Below are 19,484 nucleotides of genomic sequence, written 5' to 3' on the forward strand. Positions count from 1 at the left end.
CAAGGTAGCGCACTCATCCGGCGCGGTCTTGCGCCGCCTCAAGCGGGGTCGATCACGTAGTGCGATGTGCCCCAGTCCGTTATCGGCCGCTTGCTGAAAACGAAGGCGTCCACGCCCAGCCGCTGGCCGGCGCCCAGCGTCACCCGGCGCATCTCCTCCTTGCGCAGCACCACCTCCACCTCGAAGCGCAGCGTGGGCAGGTCGAACATGGCCAGCATGGCGTGCAGCGCCGCGGCGCCGGGGCTGCCTTTGATGAAGTGTTCGTATTGCGCACGCTCCAGCGGACCCAGCCGGATGCCGGCCACCAGGTCGCGCCGCCACATGCGCGGCCCCAGCGTCGCGCCGCGGCCCAGCAGGTTGTTCTGCCGGTTCAGGCGGGTGATGTGCTGCGGCGCCAGCGCGTGCATGCGGCCCACGCTGGGCGTGAGCCGAACAGGAATGGCGAAGTATTCGGCCAGCACGCGCTCCACCATCACGGCCGACACGGGCCGCTGGCGGAATGCCGTCGCGTAATAGGCCGCCACCTCGTCCGGCACGGTCCGGGCACCGTGGGCGGCGTGGCCATCCTGGCCGCTCCGACCACCGTGGCCAGAAACATTGCCGGACAATGCCAGCAGGCGCGGCAGCATGCCATCGCGGCCGTCGTCCGTTTGCGGCAGTTCCAGCCGGTGCTTGCGCCACGCCAGCCAGAACAGCGCCACCATGCGGTTGGAGAACAGGTCGATGAAGGCGCGCGGGCCGTCGTCCTGCTGGTCGTGCCGCCAGGCGGCGATACGTTCCGTGTAATGGTTGGGCAGCGCGCCGTGCGCGCCCAGCAGGCCCATGAACGCGGGCGTGATGCGGATGCGCTTGAGCTTGCCCTGCGCGGCCGCCGCGTGCAGCGCCGCTTCGCTGTCGATCGCCTCGCCCGCCTCCACCCGCAGCGCTTCGATCTGGCTGGCGGGGAAGCTGAGCGACATGCTGTTGTCAAAATGCAGGTAGTCGCGCAGCACGGCCGTGCGCGGCACGCCCTGCGCCACCAGCAAGTCCTCCAGCAGCCGCACGGCCTGGACGAATTCGAAGCGCTGCGGCTCCTCCAGCATGCGTTCGATTATTCCAGCGGCCGGTCGGCGCTGCGCGGTGGGCATTTCCATAGTTCGTCTCCGGTTCGCTTGGACAGCACCACCAGCTGGCTGTACACGTTGATCTGGCCGTACAGGCCGAAGAAGTGGTCGAGCACCTGCACGAATAGATGGATGCCGCCGCCGACGAAGGCCGCCTCGTCCAGCGTCACATGGATTTCCACGCCCGGCATCAGGGCCGCGTGCGGCTGGCGTCCCACCCAGGTTTGCGCCGTGCGGTAGTGCAGGTCCACCACGCCCTGGATGTGGCGTTGCGTCACCGGCGAGCGCGGCAAGTCGTACAGCGCCAGCATGGTGCGGAATTCCTCCAGGCCCATGCTGCTCAGCGCGCGGTGATTGAGCGACAGGTGGGCGATCAGCCGCCAGTGCGCGCTGTTGCCCGTCTCGAAGCGGCAACTGGCCGTGGGCTTGCGCAGCAGCCGGATGGTGGTGCTGGCGAGCGTGCCGTCCAGCACCAGGTCGCCATCCGGCTGGCCGTAGGGCAGCGACGATGGCAGGTCGCGGTTGCTGCACAGCAGTTCGACGGACAGCGTGGGCGCGGTCGGCGCGCACGGCGCCAGCTCCTGGTCCACCAGCGCGATGCGGGTTTCGTGGCCTGGACTCAACAGGGCGGTCACCGGGTCGCGTCGCGTGACCCAGTAGCGCGGCGGCTGGTTGCCCGCATGCCGGTGGCGCCGGCCGTAAAACGGTTGCAGCGCCTCGGTACCGTCGCGCCGGGCCGGGTCGGTGACGAGGCTGGCCGACTGCACGTCGTAAATCTCGTAGGCGGCGGGGTCGGCCGCGTCCGCCAGCAGCGCGTAGTCCGGCGCCGCGTGGCTGATGCTGACCGGGGCGGCGGGACGCTTGAACAGATTGACCACCGGCACGCAGTGCGGCAGCAGGTTGTGCGGGCCCAGGCTGCCCAGCGTGCGGGCCAGGTGGGAGCCGCCGGCGACGTTGGCCAGCGCCAGCTGCAACGTCACACTGCGGCAGTCCGGCGGCAGCTGGGCGGCGATGGCGGCCCAGTCCATGTCGATGAAGTTGAATTTTTCCGGGAACGCGAAATATTCCGTCAGCAAACGATAGGCCGGATGTGAACGGGCGCCGCACGGCAGCAAGGCTTCGTCCTCGGAGAACCCCACTGCACGCAGCGGCACGCGCGCCAGCCGGCGCCAGTCCGGCTGGCCGGGCAGCACCAGGCACGCGCACGCGACGCGCATGAACAAGGTGTCGCGCAAGGCGGCGCAGAACAGTGGATCGCCGTCGATGAACAGGCGCAGTCGAGGCAGCGTCAGCCCGGCCAGGCTCGCCGGGCCGGTGCAGGAAATCGTGATGCCGATGCTGGAACTGACGCCGGCACCCAGCCCTGTGGCGTGCGGCGCGTCGATCACGGCATGGAAGCGGGCGCCCGTCACTGCGAGCGGCGCCAGCAGCACGTCGTTGGCGGTGCTGAACAGGCACTTCACGCCCTGCTCCTGCAGCGACTTCATGACGGCGCCGCGCGGCACGGTGATCACTTCCTCGGCCGCCTCCGCCTTCGTATGCCGCAAATCCAGTTGCGCGATCGAACACGGCGGGAAGCAGCGCAGGTAGTGCGGATACAGCATTTCCAGCAGCGATTCCGTGAACAGCGGAAAGTCGTCATCCATGCGCTTGGAGACGCGCGCAGCCAGCAGCGCCGTGCCTTCCATCATCCGTTCGATGTGGGGATCCTTGCAGATGCCGCCGCTCAGTTCCATCTTGCTGGCCAGGCCAGGGAAGCGTTCGCCAAAGGCGCGCATGTTCCGGCGCAGCAGGGCCAGCTCGGCTTCGTAATATGGGATCAGGTGCTCCATGGTCCACTCCCCTTGCAAGAAAGGAATGGCCATACTGTCACCGATGCAATACGCGCTGCTTGATCTATGGCAAAGCCCGCCAGCGCCGACGGGCTTCGCTTACGTGGTTGCTACCGCTGGCAAGTCCGGCCGGCGGCTTGCATAAACGGAGTGGAACAGCACGGCGACGATGATGATCGCCCCGCCCAGCATCACCTGCGCGCCCGGCTGTTCGCCGAAGCGGCTCCAGATCCACAGCGGCGCGAGCGCCGTTTCCAGCAGCAGGAACAGGCCCGTGTTCGAGGCTGCGACGTAACGTGTGCTCAGCGCGAGCAAGCCCAGCGCCAATGGCATGACGAGCGCCCCTTCGATCAGCGTCCACACGCCGTGCGTGGGCGCGAGCAGGGCCGGGATGTTGTCCAGCGGCGTCAACTGCAAGCCGGCCACGAGCAGCGCGGCCACCACGCCCCCCAGCGAAGGCAGCCCGACCGTGCCGCCCTCCACGCGCGCGGAACACAGGAATGCCATGGCCATCGCGACGGAAGTCGCCATCGCGAAATAGTTGGCGTACATCGACCCGCCGGATGGCGCGCCGCTGATCGTCACGGCCACGCCGCACAGGGCGATGGCGGCGGCCATCAGCACGGCGCGGTCCAGCCGCTCGGCGAACAGCAGGCGCGCCAGCAAGGCGGAAACGAAGGGCGTCGACGAAATGATGACCAGCACCGTCGCCACCGCGCCATGGGCCAGCGCGGACACGAAGGTGACCGAGGCGATCGCGAAAAACACCGTGGCCGCCAGGTTGCTGCGCGTGGGCCACGGCTTGCCGATCACCGCCCGCCAGCGCGGCACCAGCGCATACACCAGCACGAACGCCAGCCACATGAGCAGGCCGCGCAGGATCACGATCACCCAGGCATCGTCGATGTGCATCAGGCGGATCAGCAAGGCGTCCAGGCTGAGCAGCAGGCCGCCGGCGATGCCGATGGCGCTGCCGCGCATGGTGTTGGAATTGGTCATGAATGTTGAAATAGATGTTGGAGGGCGGCCTGCACCTGGGGCGCAAGATCGACGGGAGCGTCCGCCTTCGCACCGCGCGACCAAGTGGCGATGCGCAGCGTATCGGACTCGGGGAAATACGTCGCACCGACCTCGCGCAGCGCCGCCTTGTCCAGCCGCCGGAACAGGTCGTGGCGGAAGCAGGCGAACGGCAGCGCGTGCCCGGCATCGGACACGCGCGCCAGCGCGGCGCCCACCTGCGGCGCATGAACCGCGCCGATGGCCGCCTTGTTGAAGCGCAGCGATCCCGATTCGTCGAGGTTGCGCAAGGCCTGGATCAGCGGCGCTTGCGACGCCGTGGACGTTTCCAGCAGCGCCAGCAAATCGTAGGGCTGGCTGGCCGCCACATCCTGCCGCACCGCGACCAGCGCCAGCCCGACGGCCAGCGCGGCATGCTTGTGGAACGGCGCGACGAACACCCTGGCGCTGCTGACCAGTTCACGATGCAGGTTGGTCGCAAAGCTGTGGGAAGCATCGACCAGCTCGATGGGCGACGCCTCGCGCGACAGGCGCTGCACCGCGCCCGTGTACGGACAGACATGGGTGGTGAGCAGCGCGTCCACCGGCCGCCCGCCGCCGTTGCCCAAGGCGCCAAACAATTGTTCGACAGGCGCGTAGTGGCGGCCACGGGCCAGCGCCACGTGCCGGCCACGGGCGGCCAGCAATTGGACCAGCACCAGCAAGCCATGGGTGACGGAGGGCACCAGGAAGAGCGCGAATTCCTGCAAGCCATAGGCGGCGGCAAGGCGCTCACGCAAGGCGTTGCGCAGCATCCTCGCGTCGCGAAAGAAATTGCCCGCCCCCTCATGCTGGAAGATCGGGGCGATGGAAGCGCTGTCCATAGCTCGCTCGCCGCCTGCCGTCAGGCGATCAGCTTCTTCTTCAGCAGCAGCGGGATCACCGCGTTGGCGAACACGGAACCGACCTGCGGCGCTGGCCCCGCCAGGTCGCTGCGATACCAGACGATTTCCTCGATCTCCGCGCTCGCGCGCGGCTCGCCGACGATGTCGGCCAGGTACACATGCATCTCGATCGGTATGCCTTCGAACGCCGCCACGCCACGGAACATGCCGAGGTAGGAAGCGTCCTGTATCGCCACGTCCAGCTCCTCGCGCACCTCGCGCGCCAGGCAATCGAGGTTGTCCTCGCCGGGCTGCGGTTTGCCTCCCGGCGAAATGAAGGTCGTGGTGCCGCGCTTGCGCGTGAGCAGCAGGGCATTGTCGCGCACGATGGCGGCGGCGCATTTGACGATGGCGGTTTTCTGCATGGATGTGACGGTGTGGATGGAATGACAGCCACCGTGCGGCACCGGAAATCAGGCACCGCGCGGTGACGGGGGTTACGCCGCTTCGGCCAGCGGCTGCGGCGCCACGTGCAATTGTCCGCCCGACAGGAAGTCGATGATGCTCATGGCCAGCGGGGTTTTTTCCTGCAGGTAGGACAGGATTACCTCGTCCGATGGCGTGGTGAAGCTGTCGCCGAAGATGCTCACGCCTTCCAGCGATTTGGTCGAGATGCCCAGTTGCAGCAGCTTGTACTTGACGTCGTCGGACGATTGCGCGAACTCGTAGATCGGCGAGCGGTACGCGATGTCGAATTTCTCCATCATCTTGACGAAGTATTCCTTGGCCACCAGGCGCTGCTCGGGGAATTCCTTTTGATAGTTGGTGATGCCATCGTTGACGACGGAAATATCGTTGCGGCGGCAGAAGTCGACCAGGTGGGCGTGGATCGCCAGCTTCTCCCCCAGCAGCACCAGGTTCTTCTTGTGCTTGAGGATGTCCGTCTCGATGTGTTCGATGGCGATGGCGCGGAACGCGCCGCTGATGTCCTCCACCGTGTGGCCCACCACCAGCTCGCCGAAGCGGCGGCGCAGTTCGTCGACGCGGTGCGACAGGATGCCACGGTGCAGCGAGCAGCCGCTGTTGGCCGAATACAGCTGGACCGGAATGCCTTGCAACATGAGATGGCAGGCCGCGAGGGTACTGTCGCGTCCGCCGGTAAACATGACCAATTGGGTTGCCGCTGGTGTTCGCATCATTTTTCCTTTTGTAAGAAGTTGGTCTCCCGCGCCGCTCAGGCGGCGCGTGCGTTCTGCAAGGCGGTGAGCGGGATCTGGCTGCCGATATGGGCGGCGATCGCGTCCGCATCATCCAGTACTGTTATTTCACCGAGCTCACCGGGGTTGATGAGGCCGGAATACTCGAGACGTTCGCGCATCCACCCCAGCAAGCCCTGCCAGAACTGCGTCCCCACCAGCACGACCGGCACCTTGCTCATTTTTCGTGTCTGCATCAAGGTCAGCATCTCGAACAGTTCATCGAGCGTGCCCATACCGCCGGGCATCACGATGAACGCATGCGAACACTTGGCGAAGGCCAGCTTGCGGGTGGTGAAGTTGTCGAAAACGAGAGCAATATCCTGGTAGCTGTCGTCCAGCGGTTCGAACGGCAGGGCGATGTTGAAGCCCACCGTCTGGCTGGCGCCGGCGCTCGCGCCCGCGTTCGCCGCGCGCATGATGCCGGGACCGCCGCCGGAAATGACGGTATAGCCCTGGTTCGACAGACGCTCGGCGATCCCATATGCAAGACGATAGAGCTCGCTCTCCGGCGCAATCCGCGCGCTGCCAAATATGCTCACAGCGGTCCCGATGCGGCCCAGTGTCTGTTCGATACAGTCAAGTTCCCTGAGTATGGTTGCATGCATGGATTTGCCAGTGGAAAAGCGAAGTTAAATCGAATGAAACATTTGCAAGAAAATATTTTAGCCGCACTTTTCCAGACGGCGTAGCGAAATTAATGCACAATGGCTGCAAATAAATTTCACAGCCAATCATGCGCCGCTTACCGCCGTTACGGGCTATCCAGAGTTTCGAGGCCGCCGCCGACCATGCCAGTTTCAGCCGCGCCGCGACGGCCCTGTGCGTCACCCACAGCGCCATCAGCCACCAGATCCGCGCGCTCGAAGAATGGTTGGGGAAGGATTTATTCGTGCGTCACAACAGCGGCGTGCGCCTGACGCCGGAAGGGGAACAATTGAAAAGCGCGTGCAACGCGGCGTTCTCGCGGCTGGAAGACGAGTGCGCCCGCATCCGCGCGCCGGCCCTCGAGCGCAAGCTGACCATCGCCTGCTCGGCCAGTTTCCTGGCGCACTGGCTGCTGCCGCGCATCGAACGCTTCTCGCGCCAGTTGCCGCAACTGGTGCTCAATTTCCAGACCAGCGGCGATGTCGATGCCCTGCTGTCGCAGCGGGTGGACGCGCTGATCCTGAGCGGCCAGGCGCCCGCCTCGGCCGACATCGACGCCACCTGCCTGGCGGCCGACGCCATCGGCCCCGTGTGCGCGCCGAACTGGCCCCATCCACCGCGCGCGCCGCAGGACATCCTGGCGCTGCCCCTGTTCCACGCCACTTCGCGGCTGGACGCGTGGAACGAGTGGGCCGGCATGGCCGGCCTCAGCGCCAACCTGCATCACGGACAAACGCTGGACAGCCTGTCGCTGACCATCGAGGCGGCGCGCAGCGGCCTCGGTTTCGCCATCACGCCCCAGCTGCTGGTGCGGCGCGACCTGGAGGAGGGACGGCTGATCGCGCCGCTGGGCTTCATCCAGGCCGAGCGTTCGACCTTCCTCTACCTGAGCGCGGCGCGCAAGACGCAGCCCGACATCGCCGCGTTCCGCCACTGGCTGGTGCAGGAGGCGGACAGCGATGCGCCGCCGCTGATCTGACGGCTGCCTGCCCGGCGCGGCCGCGCGTGACAGCCGATGTGGTACAAAATTGACGCCCTCACCCGTCGTGCGGCCCAGCTGTCGTAGAATGGCCGCTATCACCGCTGTTCGCTTGCCCGCCCCCCCGCCGTAAGCGATCCGCCCCCACCCAACATCCCACGGAGGCGAACCGCCCATGCTTCGGCAATTCCTGTGTCTGCTTGTCGCCCTGTTCCTTGCTCCCGCCGCACAGGCGGCATCCGGCGAGCTCGTCATGATCGCGCCCACCGACCTGGCCATGCCGCTGGTGCAGTTCCGCGACGGCAAACTGAGCGGCGGCATCCTGAAAGACCTGGGCGATGCGCTGGCCCAGCGCCTGGGACGGCAGGCCAGCTACCTGAGCGTGGACGTCGATGGCGTCACCCCCACCCTGACCCAGGGCCGCGCCGACGGCATCTGCTACGTGCTGCCGTTCTGGATCGATGGCGACTACCAGTGGAGCCGGCCGCTGATCCCGGACGCGGAACTGGTGGTGGCGCGCGAAGGGGCGCCGCCAATCCGCTCGCTGGCCGACCTGCGCGACCGCGCCATCGGCACCGTGGCCGGCTACCGTTATCCGCGCGTGGAGCAGGTGCTGGGCAAGCAATTTTTCCGCACCGAGTCGCCCAATATGGACAAGAACCTGCGCCGGCTGATGGCGGGCGAGGTGCAGTACACCATCATGGTGCAGTCCACCATGGCCTACCTGAGCCGCAACGACAAGACGCTGCGCCTGCGCCCCGACCTGGTGTTCTCCACCTTCAAGGCGCAGTGCGCGTTCTCGCGCAAGTCCGCCATCCCGTTCCAGGACATCAACCGCGCCCTCGACGCGCTGGCCGACGACGGCAGCGTGGAGCGCATCCTGGCCCGTTATCGCTGACCCTGCGGCGCGGCCAGCGTGGTGGCCAGCGCCCGCGCGGCGCGCCAGCGGCTGGCCGGGGCCGGATGGTCGTCGCTGTCGAAATAGGGCCGGTCACTGGCGCGCATCAGCTTGCGGTAGTACTGCGCCAGCCGTTCGGGCGGCCAGCCGGCGTGGGCCGCCAGCAGCAAGCCGGCGTGGTCGGCCTCCCGCTCCTGCGCCACATTGAGCGGCGCCAGCCTGGCCATCAGGTCCCCGTCGTGATCGACGGCGTCCACCAGCGCCTCGAATGGCCGCCCGGCCCAGGCCGGCTCCAGCGCCAGCGCCCGCTCCAGTTCCCGCAAATTGTGGCGCAAGGCGGCGTGGGCAATCTCATGGGCCAACACCATGGCCAGTTCCGCATCGGACAACGCCAGCCGCGCCACGTACGCCTGGCTGACGAGGATCTTGCCGCCGGCCATGCAGTCCGCATCCTGGTCCGGGTCCGAGGTTCCATGTACTTCCCAACGCCAGGCCGCCGTGTCGGGATAGTCGCGCGCGGCCTGCGCGATCAGGCCGGCCGCCACCCGCCGCACGCGGGCGGTGAACGCCGGCACCGGATCGAGCTGGCCGGCCGCGTCAAGCGCGGCGAGGCGGTCCGCGTACACCGCGGCCGCCTGCGCCGCCACCCGCTCATCGGTGAGCGGCAGCGTCAGCGCGCCGGCCTGGCCGGCCAGCAGCGCCAGCACCAGCGCCGCGCGCCGTGCTGGCAAGGGGAAGAAAGCGTGCATGTCTGGCGCCGGAGGGAAGGATACCCATCCATGGTAGGCCAGTCCGTGCGCTGGCTCAATAGATGAATATAAACGCAACCTTCCATTTAGGAAACAATACTGATAAAATTAAGAAATTAATAACATATGGAGCACGGCCATGCGCTTGCTGCTGTCCCTGACCTCCCTGCTGCTGGCGGCCAACGCCGGCGCCGCCATGACCTACATTGGCAACCCCGACTGCCTGATCGCCAACCCGGCCCCCGTTGAAGGCGAGCAGGTGAGCTGGAGCGGCGGCTGCAAGGATGGCTATGCGGATGGCATGGGCATCCTGAACTGGTCCGTGCGCGGCCGTCCGCATGGCGGCTACGAAGGCGTGCTGGTCAAGGGCGTGCCCAATGGCCCCGGCTTCCTGCTGCTGGAAGACGAGTCCTCGCTGCAAGGCAATTTCAAGGATGGCAAGCTGGAAGGCAAGGGCGTCTACACTGGCCCGAAAGGCAGCAAGCTCAATGTGAACTTCGTGGCCGGCGTCGCGAGCGGCGTTGCCGATTACAGCACACCGCAGGGCGACAGCTACCACGGCGAGTGGCAAGGCAATTACCCGCAAGGCCAGGGCAAGATGAGCTATGGCACCGGCGGCAGTTACGAGGGCGGCTGGGCGCACGGTGAATTCAGCGGCAAGGGCGTGATCACCTATCCCAACGGCATCCAGGTGACGCGCGAGTTCCACCCGCAGCCCAAGCCGCAACATCCGACGGAGCGGCCAACCTATGGCATCCACCAGGACCAGCCCGACCTCGGCAGCCATATCAAGCGTGACGCCACCTCGGGCTTCCAGGTGCCGCCAAGCCTGAGCTATGAGCAGCTCTCGCCGGAACAGCAGCAACTGGTCAAGGCGCCGTACAAAATCCTGCTGCAAGACGATGAGCCACCCTATCCGCTCAAAGGGCCGGAAAGCATCGCCCGTGCGTTCACGGCGATGCACGCCAAGGCGCGCGTGCGGGGACAATTCCACCTGCTGGCGCAGATCGACAGCGAGGGCAAGCCCACCAGCGTCAGCGTGCTGGAAGCCCCGGAGCCGGAACTGGGCCGCATCGCCGCCACCATCCTCATGCTCAGCAAGTTCAAGCCGGCGCGCTGCGGCGGCCAGCCATGCGCCATGCGCTACCCCTTCGACCTGGAATTCATCCTCCGCTACTGAGCACCAGGCGCCGGCCCCCCAGCCGGCCCTGCCGCGACGCGCCAGCTGCTTGTCCAGGCCAGTATCATGCCCAGCCTGGCGCGGCACCGGCCTGCCATGGGCTGGCGCACGCCATGGCCTGGGCACAGGTTCCGCACCTTGACCTGCCCCGAATGCTGACCATCCAACAAAAAATAGTCGTCAAATCAAGGCCTGCGCACGCTGAGCCTGCTACCCCCCCGTGTCCCGGACAATTTTGACTTAGATCAAAGTTTGTGCGGCACCGCAGCAATAGACTGATTGCGTTACTTCAATGAAACAAAGAGAGGAAATACAAATGCAAAAGTCTGCTGCAGCAATCATTCTGGTCTCCCTCGGCATGCTGGCCGGTAACGTGATGGCGGAAGAAAGCCCATGGCTGGTGCGTGCGCGCGCCGTGCATCTGGACCCGGCCAACAAATCGGATCCGGTCGGTGGCGTGGGTGCGTCGGATCTCATCCACGTGAGTTCCAAGACCATTCCCGAAGTGGACATCTCCTATTTCTTCACCCGCAACGTGTCGGCCGAGCTGGTGCTGACCTACCCGCAAAAGCATGACGTGAGCCTGAACGGCGCCAACATCGGTACCTTCAAGCACCTGCCGCCCACACTGCTGGCCCAGTACCACTTCCTGCCCGACGCGCAGCTGAACCCGTACGTGGGCGCCGGTATCAACTACACCAACATCACCAAGGTGGAGCTGCTGAACGGCGCCGGTGGTCTCGAGCACAAGAGCTTCGGCCTGGCCCTGCAAGCTGGCGTGGACTACAAGATCGACAGGAACTGGTCGCTCAACTTTGACGTGAAGAAAGTGCAGATCCGCAGCGACGTGTTCGTCAGCGGCGCCAAGGTCAGCAACGTGCAGATCGACCCATGGCTGGTGGGCGTGGGCGTGGGCTACCGCTTCTAAGTCATCCGCTACTCCGTCCGTTCGCGCGGCGCCCGCCGCGTGAACTGCCGCCGTCGCGCCCCGGCCACAAGCTGGCCGGGCGCGACGCGCTTTCTTCCCGCCGCCCCGCTCCCTCCCTGCCGCACCACAGGCGCCATCCGCATGGCCGCGCTGCCGCTATAATGGACGCACCATTTTTTTGCTGACGACACCCGCCATGCGCAAGATCCTGCTCGCCACCCTGCCCCTGTTGCTGACGGCCTGCGTCGACGACTCGGCCTCGTATTACGTGGGCGGCAGCGGCAGCAGCCACGCGCTGACCGTGAAGCGCGAGCAGGAACACCTGTGGAAGCGCGACGCGGCCGTGTCGCTGATCCTGTCGCGCTGGCCGGACTGCCAGCGCCGCATCAGCCTGGGCAGCATGCCGGCCAAGGACGTGGAAATCGAACTGTTCGGCCTGGGCGAACAGACCTGGATCCTGCGCGACGGCAACCAGCTGTGGCAGGTGGAGACGCAAACCTGCACCGAGCTGGCGGCACCGAAGGCCGAAGCGGGCGACTTGCTGGGGGTATTCCGGGTCGAGGGCGGCAAGCTGGTGTTCGTGCCGGCTGTGCTCTCGCCGGCCGGGGCGCCCGGCGCGGCGGAGACGCCCGGCGCCCCGGCCGATGGCCCGGCCGATGAAGGCCAGGCGGCCGACGCGGCGCCGGCCGGCGGCGGCGCCCCGGCGTCAGGCAAGGCCGCGCAATAACGCCGCACACGAAAAAAAGGGGGACGTCGCACATGTGACTGTGCTGCGTCCCCATGTGCCGGGGGCCGTTGCCGTGCAGGGCGTTCGGCTAGCGCGTCAGCGCCACCCGGCGCGCCGGCCTGGCCACGCGGGCCGGCGCTGGCGCGGCGGCCACGGCGGCCGGACGGACCGCCTCCCCGCTCAGGCGGAAGCGCGCCACCATGTCGGCCAGGTGGGCCGCCTGTTCCTGCATGCTGCCGGCGGCGGCGGCGGCCTGTTCCACCAGGGCCGCGTTCTGCTGCGTCACGCTGTCCATTTCCGTGATCGCCATGTTGACATGGCCGATGCCCGTGCTCTGCTCGGTCGAGGCGGCCGTGATGTCGCGCATGATGGCCGTCACGCGCGACACGCTGACCACCACCTGGTCCATCGTGGTGCCGGCCTGGGCCACCAGGGCACTGCCGGCGTTGATGCTGTCGACCGAGTCATTGATCAGGGTCTTGATTTCCTTGGCCGCCGCCGCGCTGCGCTGGGCCAGGTTGCGCACTTCCGACGCCACCACGGCGAAGCCCCGGCCCTGCTCGCCGGCGCGGGCCGCTTCCACGGCCGCGTTCAGGGCCAGGATGTTGGTCTGGAACGCGATGCCGTCGATCACGCTGATGATGTCGACGATGCGGGTGGCCGAGGCATTGATGGTCTCCATGGTCTGCACCACTTGCGACACCACGCGCCCGCCCTGCTCGGCCACTTGCGAGGCCGATTCCACCAGCTCATTGGCTTGCACGGCGTTGCTGGCGTTCTGGTTCACGGTGGAGGTCAATTCCTCCATCGAAGCGGCCGTCTGCTCCAGCGCGCTGGCCTGCGATTCCGTGCGGGCCGACAAGTCCAGATTGCCGCTGGCGATTTCGGCCGACGCGGTGGCGATCATCTCGGCGCTGTGGCGGATCTCGCCGATGGTGTCGGCCAGCTGGTCGCGCATGGCCTTCATGCCGTACAGGATGCTGCCGCGGTCGCTTTCATGGGTGTCCACGTCGGTGCTCAGGTCGCCGCCGGCGATGCGGGCCGCCACCTGGCCCGCGTACTCGGGGTCGCCGCCGATGGTGTGGCGCAGGCTGCGGTTGACCACGCTGACGATCAGCGCCAGCACGGCGCACACGCCCAGCAGCACGGCGCCCGAGGTGAGCAGGGAATTGCGGAACGCGTTGTCGATGTCGTCCACGTACACGCCCGTCAGCAGGTGCCAGTCCCAGGGCCCGTAACGGCCCACGCGGCTCAGCTTGGGCACCGGGTCGGCCGAACCGGGACGGGGCCAGTAGTAGCGCACGAAGCCGCCACTGTCGCTGCTGTTGCCGGCGGCGATGATGTCGCGGTAGACATAGTTGCCCTTGGGGTCTTGCAGGCTGCTCATGTCCTTGCCTTCCATTTCCGGCTTGATCGGATGCATGATCACGACGGCATTGGAATTGTTGATCGACAGGTAGCCGTCGCTGCCGTAGCGCATGCTGCGGATCACGGCCTTGGCCCGGGTTTGCGCTTCCTCCCTGGTCAGCGTGCCGGCCGCCACCTGGGCGTCGAACCCCTTGACGACGCTGAGCGCGTTATCGACGAGGTTGCGCAAGTCATTGCTGCGTTCCTCGATACGCACATCGCGCGCGTGAAACGCGTCGACGATGAAGATCGCCATGATGCACAGCAGGCTGCAAATGAGGGGCACCCACAGTTTTTGTTGGAAGGTCAGGCGATTCACGGCAAGCTCCTATGTTAACAAGGAGAAAGAATACGCCGAATTGGCGCGATCAGCTATAAGCTGTGTAACTAGCTGTCATTCATGTTGTTTATTTGCAGTGTAGAATTTGACAACGGGAGTGATATCTGGACACGCCCGTTATTGCCATTGCAACATCAAGCGCGCATCAGGCGCGCCGTTCGCTGTCGAGCAAGGCCACGGCGTGCGCGTTGTAGCGCGCGCCGGCGGCCGCGCCGGCCGGCACCACCTGCTCCAGCCGCGCCAGGTCGGCCGCCGACAGGTGCACGCCGGCCGCGCCCAGCGCCTCGGCCAGCCGCTGCCGGCTGCGCGCGCCCACCAGCGGCACGATGTCGGCCCCCAGCGCCGCCCCTTGTGCGGCCACCCAGGCGATGGCCACCTGGGCCACGGACACGCCCAGTTCCCCGGCGATGGCGCGCACCCGCTCCACCAGCGCCAGGTTGTGGCGCAGGTTCTCGCCCTGGAAGCGGGGGCTGTGCTGGCCGCGGAAATCGTTCTCGCCGGCGCGCCGGGCCGTCCAGTGGCCGCTGATCAGGCCGCGCGACAGCACGCCGTAGGCCGTGATGCCGATGCCCAGTGCGCGGCAGGTCTGCACGATGCCCTCTTCGATGCCGCGCGAGATCATCGAATACTCGATCTGCAGGTCGCTGATGGGATGCACGGCATGGGCCCGGCGCAGCGTCTCCGGTCCCACCTCGGACAGGCCGATGTGGCGGATCAGGCCAGCCTTGACCAGCTCGGCCATGGCGCCCACCGTGTCCTCGATCGGCACGGCCGGGTCCAGCCGGGCCGGGCGGTAGATGTCGATGTAGTCCACCCCGAGGCGCTGCAGCGAGTAGGCCAGGAAGTTCTTCAGCGCCGCGGGCCGGTTGTCCACGCCGCTCCAGCCGCCGCGCGGGTCGCGCAGCGCGCCGAACTTGACGCTGATGACGGCCTGCTCGCGGCGGCGGCCCGCCAGCGCCTCGCGCAGCAGCAGTTCGTTGTGGCCCATGCCGTAGAAATCGCCCGTGTCGAGCAGGGTCACGCCGACCTCCAGCGCGGCGTGGATGGTGGCCAGGCTTTCGGCGCGGTCGGCCGGGCCATACAGGTCCGACATGCCCATCAGGCCCAGGCCCAGTTGCGACACTTGCGGTCCGGTGCTGCCAAGCTGACGTGTTTGCTGATGTGCTTGCATGTGATTCTCCAGTGTGATGTCAGGCGCCTGGCCCGGTCGGGGGCGCGATGGAGCCATTATGCTATTATCGACTTTGGCAATAAATGCTCTGAATACTATTACTTTATTCGAGAAAATATAACAATCATGGACCAGCTGAAAGCCATGCACATCTTCAAGGCCGTGGCCGACAGCAAGAGCTTCACGCTGGCGGCCCAGCAGCTGGACTTGCCCCGGCCCACCGTCACCAACGCCGTGCAAGCGATCGAACAGCAGCTGGGGGTGCGCCTGCTGCAACGCACCACGCGCAAGGTCAGCCTGACGGTGGAAGGGGCGCTGTACCTGGACCGTTGCAGCGCCCTGCTCAACGACCTGGACGACCTGAACGGCCTGTTCCTGGGCGACGGCCGCCAGCCGGCCGGCAGCCTGCGGGTGGACTTGCCCGAGCGGCTCGCGCACCAGGTGGTGATCCCGGCCCTGCCCGATTTTTTCCAGCGCTATCCGGAGATCCAGGTCAAGCTCGGTTCGCGCGACCGCTACGCCGACCTGGTGGGCGAAGGCATCGATTGCGCCGTGCGGGCCGGCGTGCTGCGCGACTCCACGCTGGTGGCGCGCAAGGTGACGGACATGGAACAGATCAACGTGGGGGCGCCCGCCTATCTTGCGCGCCACGGCCGGCCGCGCACGCTGGCCGATTTGCGCCAGCACTGGGCCGTGAACTTCTTCTCCAGCCAGACCGGGCGCGACCTGGACTGGGAATACCTGGACGCCGACGGCACCCGGCATACGCTCGCCATGCGCAGCCAGGTGTCGGTCAGCGGCACGGAAGCCTACCTGGAAAGCTGCTTGGCCGGCCTGGGCCTGATCCAGTCGCCGCGGCTGGGCATGCTCGACTTGCTGGCGGCCGGCGCGCTGGAGGAAGTGCTGCCCGCCTTCCGCCCGGCGCCGCTGCCGCTGCACATCGTGTACGCCCACAACCGCCACCTGTCGCCGCGGGTGCGGGTGTTCGTCGATTGGCTGGCCGATGTGCTATTGCAGCATTCTGTTTGTTAAAATAGGCCAATCTTTCCGCCAACCTCTACCCCCAATGAGATTCCACCCCACCGCGGCGCTGCTGGCGCTGTGCGCGTGCGCCGCCGCTGGCGCCGCCGCGCCGCTCAAAGTCGACACCGACGCCATGCTGTCCCAGATCACCACGCTCGCCTCGGACGAATTCGAAGGCCGGGCGCCGGGCAGCCATGGCGAGACGCTCACCGTCGACTACCTGCAACAACAACTGAAGAAACTGGGCCTGGAGCCGGGCAACCCGGACGGCACCTACCTGCAGGCGGTGCCCATGGCGGGCATCTCCACCCATCCCACGCTGAGCTACCGGGCCGGCGCCGGTGCGCCTGTCAAGCTGGCCTATCCGGACCAGTTCGTGGCCTGGAGCGCGCGTACCGACAAGCAAGTCAATGTGGCCGATTCGGAGCTGGTGTTCGTCGGCTACGGCATCACGGCGCCCCAGTACCAGTGGGACGACTACAAGGGCGTGGACTTGCACGGCAAGACCGTGGTGGTGCTGATCAACGACCCGCCGCTGCCCGACCCCAAGCATCCGAAGCAGCTCGACGCCAGCCAGTTCGGCGGCAAGGCCCTCACCTGGTACGGGCGCTGGAACTACAAGTTCGAAATGGCCGCCAGGCTGGGCGCGGCCGCCGTGCTGATCGTGCACGACACCAGGCCGGCCGGCTATCCCTACGACGTGGCACGCAGCAGCCTGGCGCGCGAAGTGTTCACCATCAAGACCAAGGGCCCCCATCCCGCGTTCCCGCCGCTGGCCGGCTGGCTGCCGCTGGAGCAGGCGCGCGCCATGTTCAAGGCTGGCGGCCAGGACTTCGACCAGCTCCAGCATGGCGCCCTGTCGCGCGACTTCAAACCCGTACCGCTGGGCGTGAAAGTGACGCTGAATGCGCAGAACACGTGGCGCGAGGTGGTGTCGAACAATGTGGTGGCGAAAATCACGGGCGCCGATCCCGCGCTCAGGAATGAAGTCGTGCTCTACAGCGCGCACTGGGACCATTTCGGCATCGACGACACGCTGCCGGGCCCGCGCACGCAGCAGATCTTCCACGGCGCGCGCGACAACGCCTCGGGCGTGGCCGCCCTGCTGGCCGTGGCCAAGGCCTACAAGGCGCTGCCGGTGGCGCCCAAGCGCAGCATCGTATTCCTGTTCACCACGGGCGAGGAACGCGGGCTGCTGGGCGCGCAATACTACGCGCGCAACCCGCTGTATCCGCTCAACAAGACGCTGCTCGACCTGAACGTGGAAGGCCTGAACCTGTGGGGCCGCACGCGCGACGTGGAACTGGTGGGCATGGGCCGCAGCGATGCGGAAGACATCGTGGTCAGCGCAGCCAGGAAGCAGGGCCGCACCGTGCATGGCGAGATCAACCCCGAGCTGGGCATGTACTTCCGCAACGACCAGCTGGAATTCGCGCGCGCCGGCGTGCCCGCGCTGTTGCTGCGCGGCGGCGCGCAATACACGGGAACGGGCGCGGCGGGTGCGCTGGCCAGGCGCCAGGGCTACACGGCCAACCAATACCACACCGTGCACGACGTGGTGGAGCCGGACTGGGACCTGCGCGGCGCGGCGCAGGATATCGCCCTGCTGTACGAGGTGGGCTACCAGGTGGCGCAAGGCAGCGCGTTCCCGCAATGGAAGCCGAACGCCGAATTCAAGGCCGCGCGCGAGCAATCGCTGGCGGCGCGGCCCAAATAAAGCTGGACAGGAAAATTCCGGGAGGCAAAATCGGGGACGGCCCCCTATTTTCCCGTAGAGGAAAATAGGGGTCCGTCCCCGATTTTGCCTCCCGGAATTTATCGCCCCGGTGGATTAGGCCACTCAGTCGCGTGCCAGGGCCAGGAATTCCGTGCGCAGCGCCAGGTTGGGCTGCAACTCGCCCAGCATGGCCGAGGTGATGGTTTCCTCGCCCGGCGTGCGGATGCCGCGGCTTTCCATGCACATGTGACGGCACTTGACGACCACCCCCACCGCCTTCGGTTCCAGCACGTCCATCAGCGCGTTGGCGATCTGGATCGTCATGCGTTCCTGCACTTGCAGACGCTTGGCAAAGCAGTCCACCAGCCGGGTCAGCTTGGACAGGCCGACGATCTTGCCATTGGGCAGGTAACCGACCGTGGCCTTGCCGAAGAACGGCGCCAGGTGGTGCTCGCAGTGGCTGTAGACGGGAATGTTCTTCACCACGATCAGCTCGTTGTACTGCTCGGCCCCGTCCTCGAACGCTTTCAGCAGCTCGACCGGGTCTTGCTCGTAGCCCGAGGTCCAGTGTTTCCAGGCCTTGGCCACCCGGTGCGGGGTTTCGGCCAGGCCGGGACGGTCCGGGTCCTCGCCAAGCGAGCTGAGCAGACGGCGCCAGTCTTGTTCCGTGAAAGCTTCTTTAGACATGATGTTGTGAGACCATAAAAGTAACGATTGCCGCAAGTATACAGAAAATGCGGCAGACCCACCGGCGCGGCCCCGCAGCCGGGGCCGCGCCGCCGCTAGCGCCCGGGCGAGCCCGGCCGATGGGCGTTGATCAGCGCGGCGGCGATCGAGACCGTGATCGGCATCTCCGGCCATTCGTCGTCCGGGCCGAACCAGCGCGCGTCGGCGATCTCGTTGGGGTCGACGCGGATCTCGCCATCGAGGTAATCAGCCGTGAAGGCCACCATCAGCGAATGCGGGAATGGCCACGGCTGGCTGCCGAAGTAGCGCAGGTTGTGCACCCGCAAGCCGACCTCCTCGTACACTTCGCGGTGCACGGCTTCCTCGATCGATTCGCCCGCCTCCAGGAAACCGGCCAGCGCCGTGTAGCGCTTGTAGGGCGCGTTGGCGTGCATGGCCAGCAGCACCTGCTCGCCCTTGCGGATCAGCACCATCATGGCCGGCGAGATGCGCGGGTAGGCGCTCATGCCGCACGCGGGACATTGATAGCAGCGTTCGCCTGCCACATGGGTCATGGGCGTGGCGCAGGCGCCGCAATAGCGGTGGGTGCGGGCCCATTCGGCCAGTTGCACGGCCCGCCCTGCCACACCGAGAAAACCATCGTCGCGCAGGCCGAACAGGGCGCGCAGGCTGTGCCAGCCGTAGTCGGGCCCCGGCACGGCGTCGCGGTCGGTCCAGGCCGCCTGGTAATACTGGCCGTCCAGCACGCCCACCGGGTGGATGCGCGCCGGCGCCACGTCCAGCGTGGCCAGTACGGCCGGCGGCGGCAACGACCAATCGTCGTTGCGCAAAAGCAACTGTCCACGATGGCTCAGGAAAGTCAGGGGCGCAGGATGGGACGCAGACGCGGTTGGCGGATGGATCAGGGGCGTGAAGACGGCGGGCGTGTGCAGCATGGGGGCTCATTCCTGAGGATGCGA

19 protein-coding genes are annotated in these 19,484 nt (G+C 66.8%); 7 read left to right on the top strand and 12 right to left on the bottom strand.

Translation table 11 applies throughout. The features are described 5' to 3' along the window. Positions 1-38: 38 nt before the first annotated feature. The 7 genes from tssG to H3H36_RS18760 form a co-directional block, all read right to left on the bottom strand. Positions 39-1,133, bottom strand: coding sequence for a type VI secretion system baseplate subunit TssG (gene tssG, locus H3H36_RS18730; protein ID WP_182219615.1), 1,095 nt, complete (start codon positions 1,131-1,133; stop codon positions 39-41). Next, on the bottom strand, positions 1,091-2,935 hold the full coding sequence (gene tssF, locus H3H36_RS18735) for a type VI secretion system baseplate subunit TssF (RefSeq protein ID WP_182219616.1): 1,845 nt from the start codon (positions 2,933-2,935) through the stop codon (positions 1,091-1,093). The genes tssG and tssF overlap by 43 nt, the downstream gene beginning before the upstream one ends. Before the next feature lie 99 nt (positions 2,936-3,034). Then, the gene (locus H3H36_RS18740; protein ID WP_182219617.1) at positions 3,035-3,934 is read right to left on the bottom strand and encodes a DMT family transporter; all 900 of its coding nucleotides are present in this window, start codon (positions 3,932-3,934) and stop codon (positions 3,035-3,037) included. Continuing rightward, positions 3,931-4,815: a DUF6024 family protein gene (locus H3H36_RS18745; protein WP_182219618.1), complete on the bottom strand. Its 885-nt coding sequence runs from the start codon at positions 4,813-4,815 to the stop codon at positions 3,931-3,933. Before H3H36_RS18745 ends, H3H36_RS18740 begins: the two co-directional genes overlap by 4 nt. 20 nt (positions 4,816-4,835) lie before the next feature. Continuing rightward, a complete protein-coding gene (locus H3H36_RS18750; RefSeq protein WP_182219619.1) occupies positions 4,836-5,240 on the bottom strand; it encodes an NUDIX hydrolase in 405 nt (134 codons plus the stop codon). Between the two features lie 72 nt (positions 5,241-5,312). After that, positions 5,313-5,936 (bottom strand): hypothetical protein, encoded by a 624-nt coding sequence (locus tag H3H36_RS18755; protein ID WP_220459790.1) that lies wholly within the window; start codon positions 5,934-5,936, stop codon positions 5,313-5,315. A gap of 113 nt (positions 5,937-6,049) precedes the next feature. Then, positions 6,050-6,679: an LOG family protein gene (locus H3H36_RS18760; protein ID WP_182219621.1), complete on the bottom strand. Its 630-nt coding sequence runs from the start codon at positions 6,677-6,679 to the stop codon at positions 6,050-6,052. A gap of 128 nt (positions 6,680-6,807) precedes the next feature. Here H3H36_RS18760 and H3H36_RS18765 point away from each other — a divergent pair, with 128 nt between their 5' ends. Together H3H36_RS18765 and H3H36_RS18770 are read left to right on the top strand one after the other, a co-directional pair. Further along, positions 6,808-7,698 (top strand): LysR substrate-binding domain-containing protein, encoded by an 891-nt coding sequence (locus H3H36_RS18765; protein WP_182219622.1) that lies wholly within the window; start codon positions 6,808-6,810, stop codon positions 7,696-7,698. 175 nt (positions 7,699-7,873) lie between these two features. Further along, positions 7,874-8,596: a substrate-binding periplasmic protein gene (locus H3H36_RS18770; RefSeq protein ID WP_182219623.1), complete on the top strand. Its 723-nt coding sequence runs from the start codon at positions 7,874-7,876 to the stop codon at positions 8,594-8,596. Here H3H36_RS18770 and H3H36_RS18775 read toward each other — a convergent pair. Further along, positions 8,587-9,345 (bottom strand): M48 family metalloprotease, encoded by a 759-nt coding sequence (locus H3H36_RS18775; protein WP_182219624.1) that lies wholly within the window; start codon positions 9,343-9,345, stop codon positions 8,587-8,589. The two genes, H3H36_RS18770 and H3H36_RS18775, sit on opposite strands and share 10 nt — an antisense overlap. 139 nt (positions 9,346-9,484) lie before the next feature. Between H3H36_RS18775 and H3H36_RS18780 the strand changes: the two genes are divergently transcribed. The 3 genes from H3H36_RS18780 to H3H36_RS18790 all read left to right on the top strand — a co-directional run bounded on the left by H3H36_RS18780 (position 9,485) and on the right by H3H36_RS18790 (position 12,180). Continuing rightward, on the top strand, positions 9,485-10,525 hold the full coding sequence (locus H3H36_RS18780; RefSeq protein WP_182219625.1) for an energy transducer TonB: 1,041 nt from the start codon (positions 9,485-9,487) through the stop codon (positions 10,523-10,525). Positions 10,526-10,841: 316 nt separating this feature from the next. Continuing rightward, the gene (locus H3H36_RS18785; RefSeq protein ID WP_182219626.1) at positions 10,842-11,453 is read left to right on the top strand and encodes an OmpW/AlkL family protein; all 612 of its coding nucleotides are present in this window, start codon (positions 10,842-10,844) and stop codon (positions 11,451-11,453) included. A gap of 196 nt (positions 11,454-11,649) precedes the next feature. Next, positions 11,650-12,180 carry a hypothetical protein gene (locus H3H36_RS18790; RefSeq protein WP_182219627.1) on the top strand — a complete coding sequence of 177 codons (531 nt, stop codon included), beginning with the start codon at positions 11,650-11,652 and terminating at the stop codon, positions 12,178-12,180. 88 nt (positions 12,181-12,268) lie between these two features. On the opposite strand, the gene H3H36_RS18795 is transcribed toward H3H36_RS18790, so the two are convergent. Then, a complete protein-coding gene (locus tag H3H36_RS18795; protein ID WP_182219628.1) occupies positions 12,269-13,906 on the bottom strand; it encodes a methyl-accepting chemotaxis protein in 1,638 nt (545 codons plus the stop codon). 166 nt (positions 13,907-14,072) lie between these two features. Then, entirely contained in the window at positions 14,073-15,098 is a 1,026-nt protein-coding gene (locus H3H36_RS18800; protein WP_182219629.1) for an aldo/keto reductase, read from the bottom strand. Between the two features lie 126 nt (positions 15,099-15,224). Between H3H36_RS18800 and H3H36_RS18805 the strand changes: the two genes are divergently transcribed. Then, positions 15,225-16,130 carry a LysR family transcriptional regulator gene (locus H3H36_RS18805; protein WP_182219630.1) on the top strand — a complete coding sequence of 302 codons (906 nt, stop codon included), beginning with the start codon at positions 15,225-15,227 and terminating at the stop codon, positions 16,128-16,130. A gap of 34 nt (positions 16,131-16,164) precedes the next feature. Next, positions 16,165-17,838 (top strand): M20/M25/M40 family metallo-hydrolase, encoded by a 1,674-nt coding sequence (locus H3H36_RS18810; protein ID WP_182219631.1) that lies wholly within the window; start codon positions 16,165-16,167, stop codon positions 17,836-17,838. 123 nt (positions 17,839-17,961) lie between these two features. On the opposite strand, the gene folE is transcribed toward H3H36_RS18810, so the two are convergent. Together folE and nudC are read right to left on the bottom strand one after the other, a co-directional pair. Then, entirely contained in the window at positions 17,962-18,525 is a 564-nt protein-coding gene (gene folE, locus H3H36_RS18815; protein ID WP_182219632.1) for a GTP cyclohydrolase I FolE, read from the bottom strand. 95 nt (positions 18,526-18,620) lie between these two features. Further along, positions 18,621-19,460 carry an NAD(+) diphosphatase gene (gene nudC / locus H3H36_RS18820; RefSeq protein ID WP_182219633.1) on the bottom strand — a complete coding sequence of 280 codons (840 nt, stop codon included), beginning with the start codon at positions 19,458-19,460 and terminating at the stop codon, positions 18,621-18,623. Positions 19,461-19,484 lie beyond the last annotated feature (24 nt).

The sequence above is a fragment of the Rugamonas fusca genome, from assembly GCF_014042365.1.
GTDB lineage: Bacteria > Pseudomonadota > Gammaproteobacteria > Burkholderiales > Burkholderiaceae_D > Rugamonas > Rugamonas fusca.

What these genes read in the sequence shown, in the direction of transcription:
- tssG (WP_182219615.1), bottom strand. Translation starts at nt 1,133, where the DNA reads ATGGAAATGCCCACCGCGCAGCGCCGACCGGCCGCTGGAATAATCGAA.
- tssF (WP_182219616.1), bottom strand. Translation starts at nt 2,935, where the DNA reads ATGGAGCACCTGATCCCATATTACGAAGCCGAGCTGGCCCTGCTGCGC.
- H3H36_RS18740 (WP_182219617.1), bottom strand. Translation starts at nt 3,934, where the DNA reads ATGACCAATTCCAACACCATGCGCGGCAGCGCCATCGGCATCGCCGGC.
- H3H36_RS18745 (WP_182219618.1), bottom strand. Translation starts at nt 4,815, where the DNA reads ATGGACAGCGCTTCCATCGCCCCGATCTTCCAGCATGAGGGGGCGGGC.
- H3H36_RS18750 (WP_182219619.1), bottom strand. Translation starts at nt 5,240, where the DNA reads ATGCAGAAAACCGCCATCGTCAAATGCGCCGCCGCCATCGTGCGCGAC.
- H3H36_RS18755 (WP_220459790.1), bottom strand. Translation starts at nt 5,936, where the DNA reads ATGTTGCAAGGCATTCCGGTCCAGCTGTATTCGGCCAACAGCGGCTGC.
- H3H36_RS18760 (WP_182219621.1), bottom strand. Translation starts at nt 6,679, where the DNA reads ATGCATGCAACCATACTCAGGGAACTTGACTGTATCGAACAGACACTG.
- H3H36_RS18765 (WP_182219622.1), top strand. Translation starts at nt 6,808, where the DNA reads ATGCGCCGCTTACCGCCGTTACGGGCTATCCAGAGTTTCGAGGCCGCC.
- H3H36_RS18770 (WP_182219623.1), top strand. Translation starts at nt 7,874, where the DNA reads ATGCTTCGGCAATTCCTGTGTCTGCTTGTCGCCCTGTTCCTTGCTCCC.
- H3H36_RS18775 (WP_182219624.1), bottom strand. Translation starts at nt 9,345, where the DNA reads ATGCACGCTTTCTTCCCCTTGCCAGCACGGCGCGCGGCGCTGGTGCTG.
- H3H36_RS18780 (WP_182219625.1), top strand. Translation starts at nt 9,485, where the DNA reads ATGCGCTTGCTGCTGTCCCTGACCTCCCTGCTGCTGGCGGCCAACGCC.
- H3H36_RS18785 (WP_182219626.1), top strand. Translation starts at nt 10,842, where the DNA reads ATGCAAAAGTCTGCTGCAGCAATCATTCTGGTCTCCCTCGGCATGCTG.
- H3H36_RS18790 (WP_182219627.1), top strand. Translation starts at nt 11,650, where the DNA reads ATGCGCAAGATCCTGCTCGCCACCCTGCCCCTGTTGCTGACGGCCTGC.
- H3H36_RS18800 (WP_182219629.1), bottom strand. Translation starts at nt 15,098, where the DNA reads ATGCAAGCACATCAGCAAACACGTCAGCTTGGCAGCACCGGACCGCAA.
- H3H36_RS18805 (WP_182219630.1), top strand. Translation starts at nt 15,225, where the DNA reads ATGGACCAGCTGAAAGCCATGCACATCTTCAAGGCCGTGGCCGACAGC.
- H3H36_RS18810 (WP_182219631.1), top strand. Translation starts at nt 16,165, where the DNA reads ATGAGATTCCACCCCACCGCGGCGCTGCTGGCGCTGTGCGCGTGCGCC.
- folE (WP_182219632.1), bottom strand. Translation starts at nt 18,525, where the DNA reads ATGTCTAAAGAAGCTTTCACGGAACAAGACTGGCGCCGTCTGCTCAGC.
- nudC (WP_182219633.1), bottom strand. Translation starts at nt 19,460, where the DNA reads ATGCTGCACACGCCCGCCGTCTTCACGCCCCTGATCCATCCGCCAACC.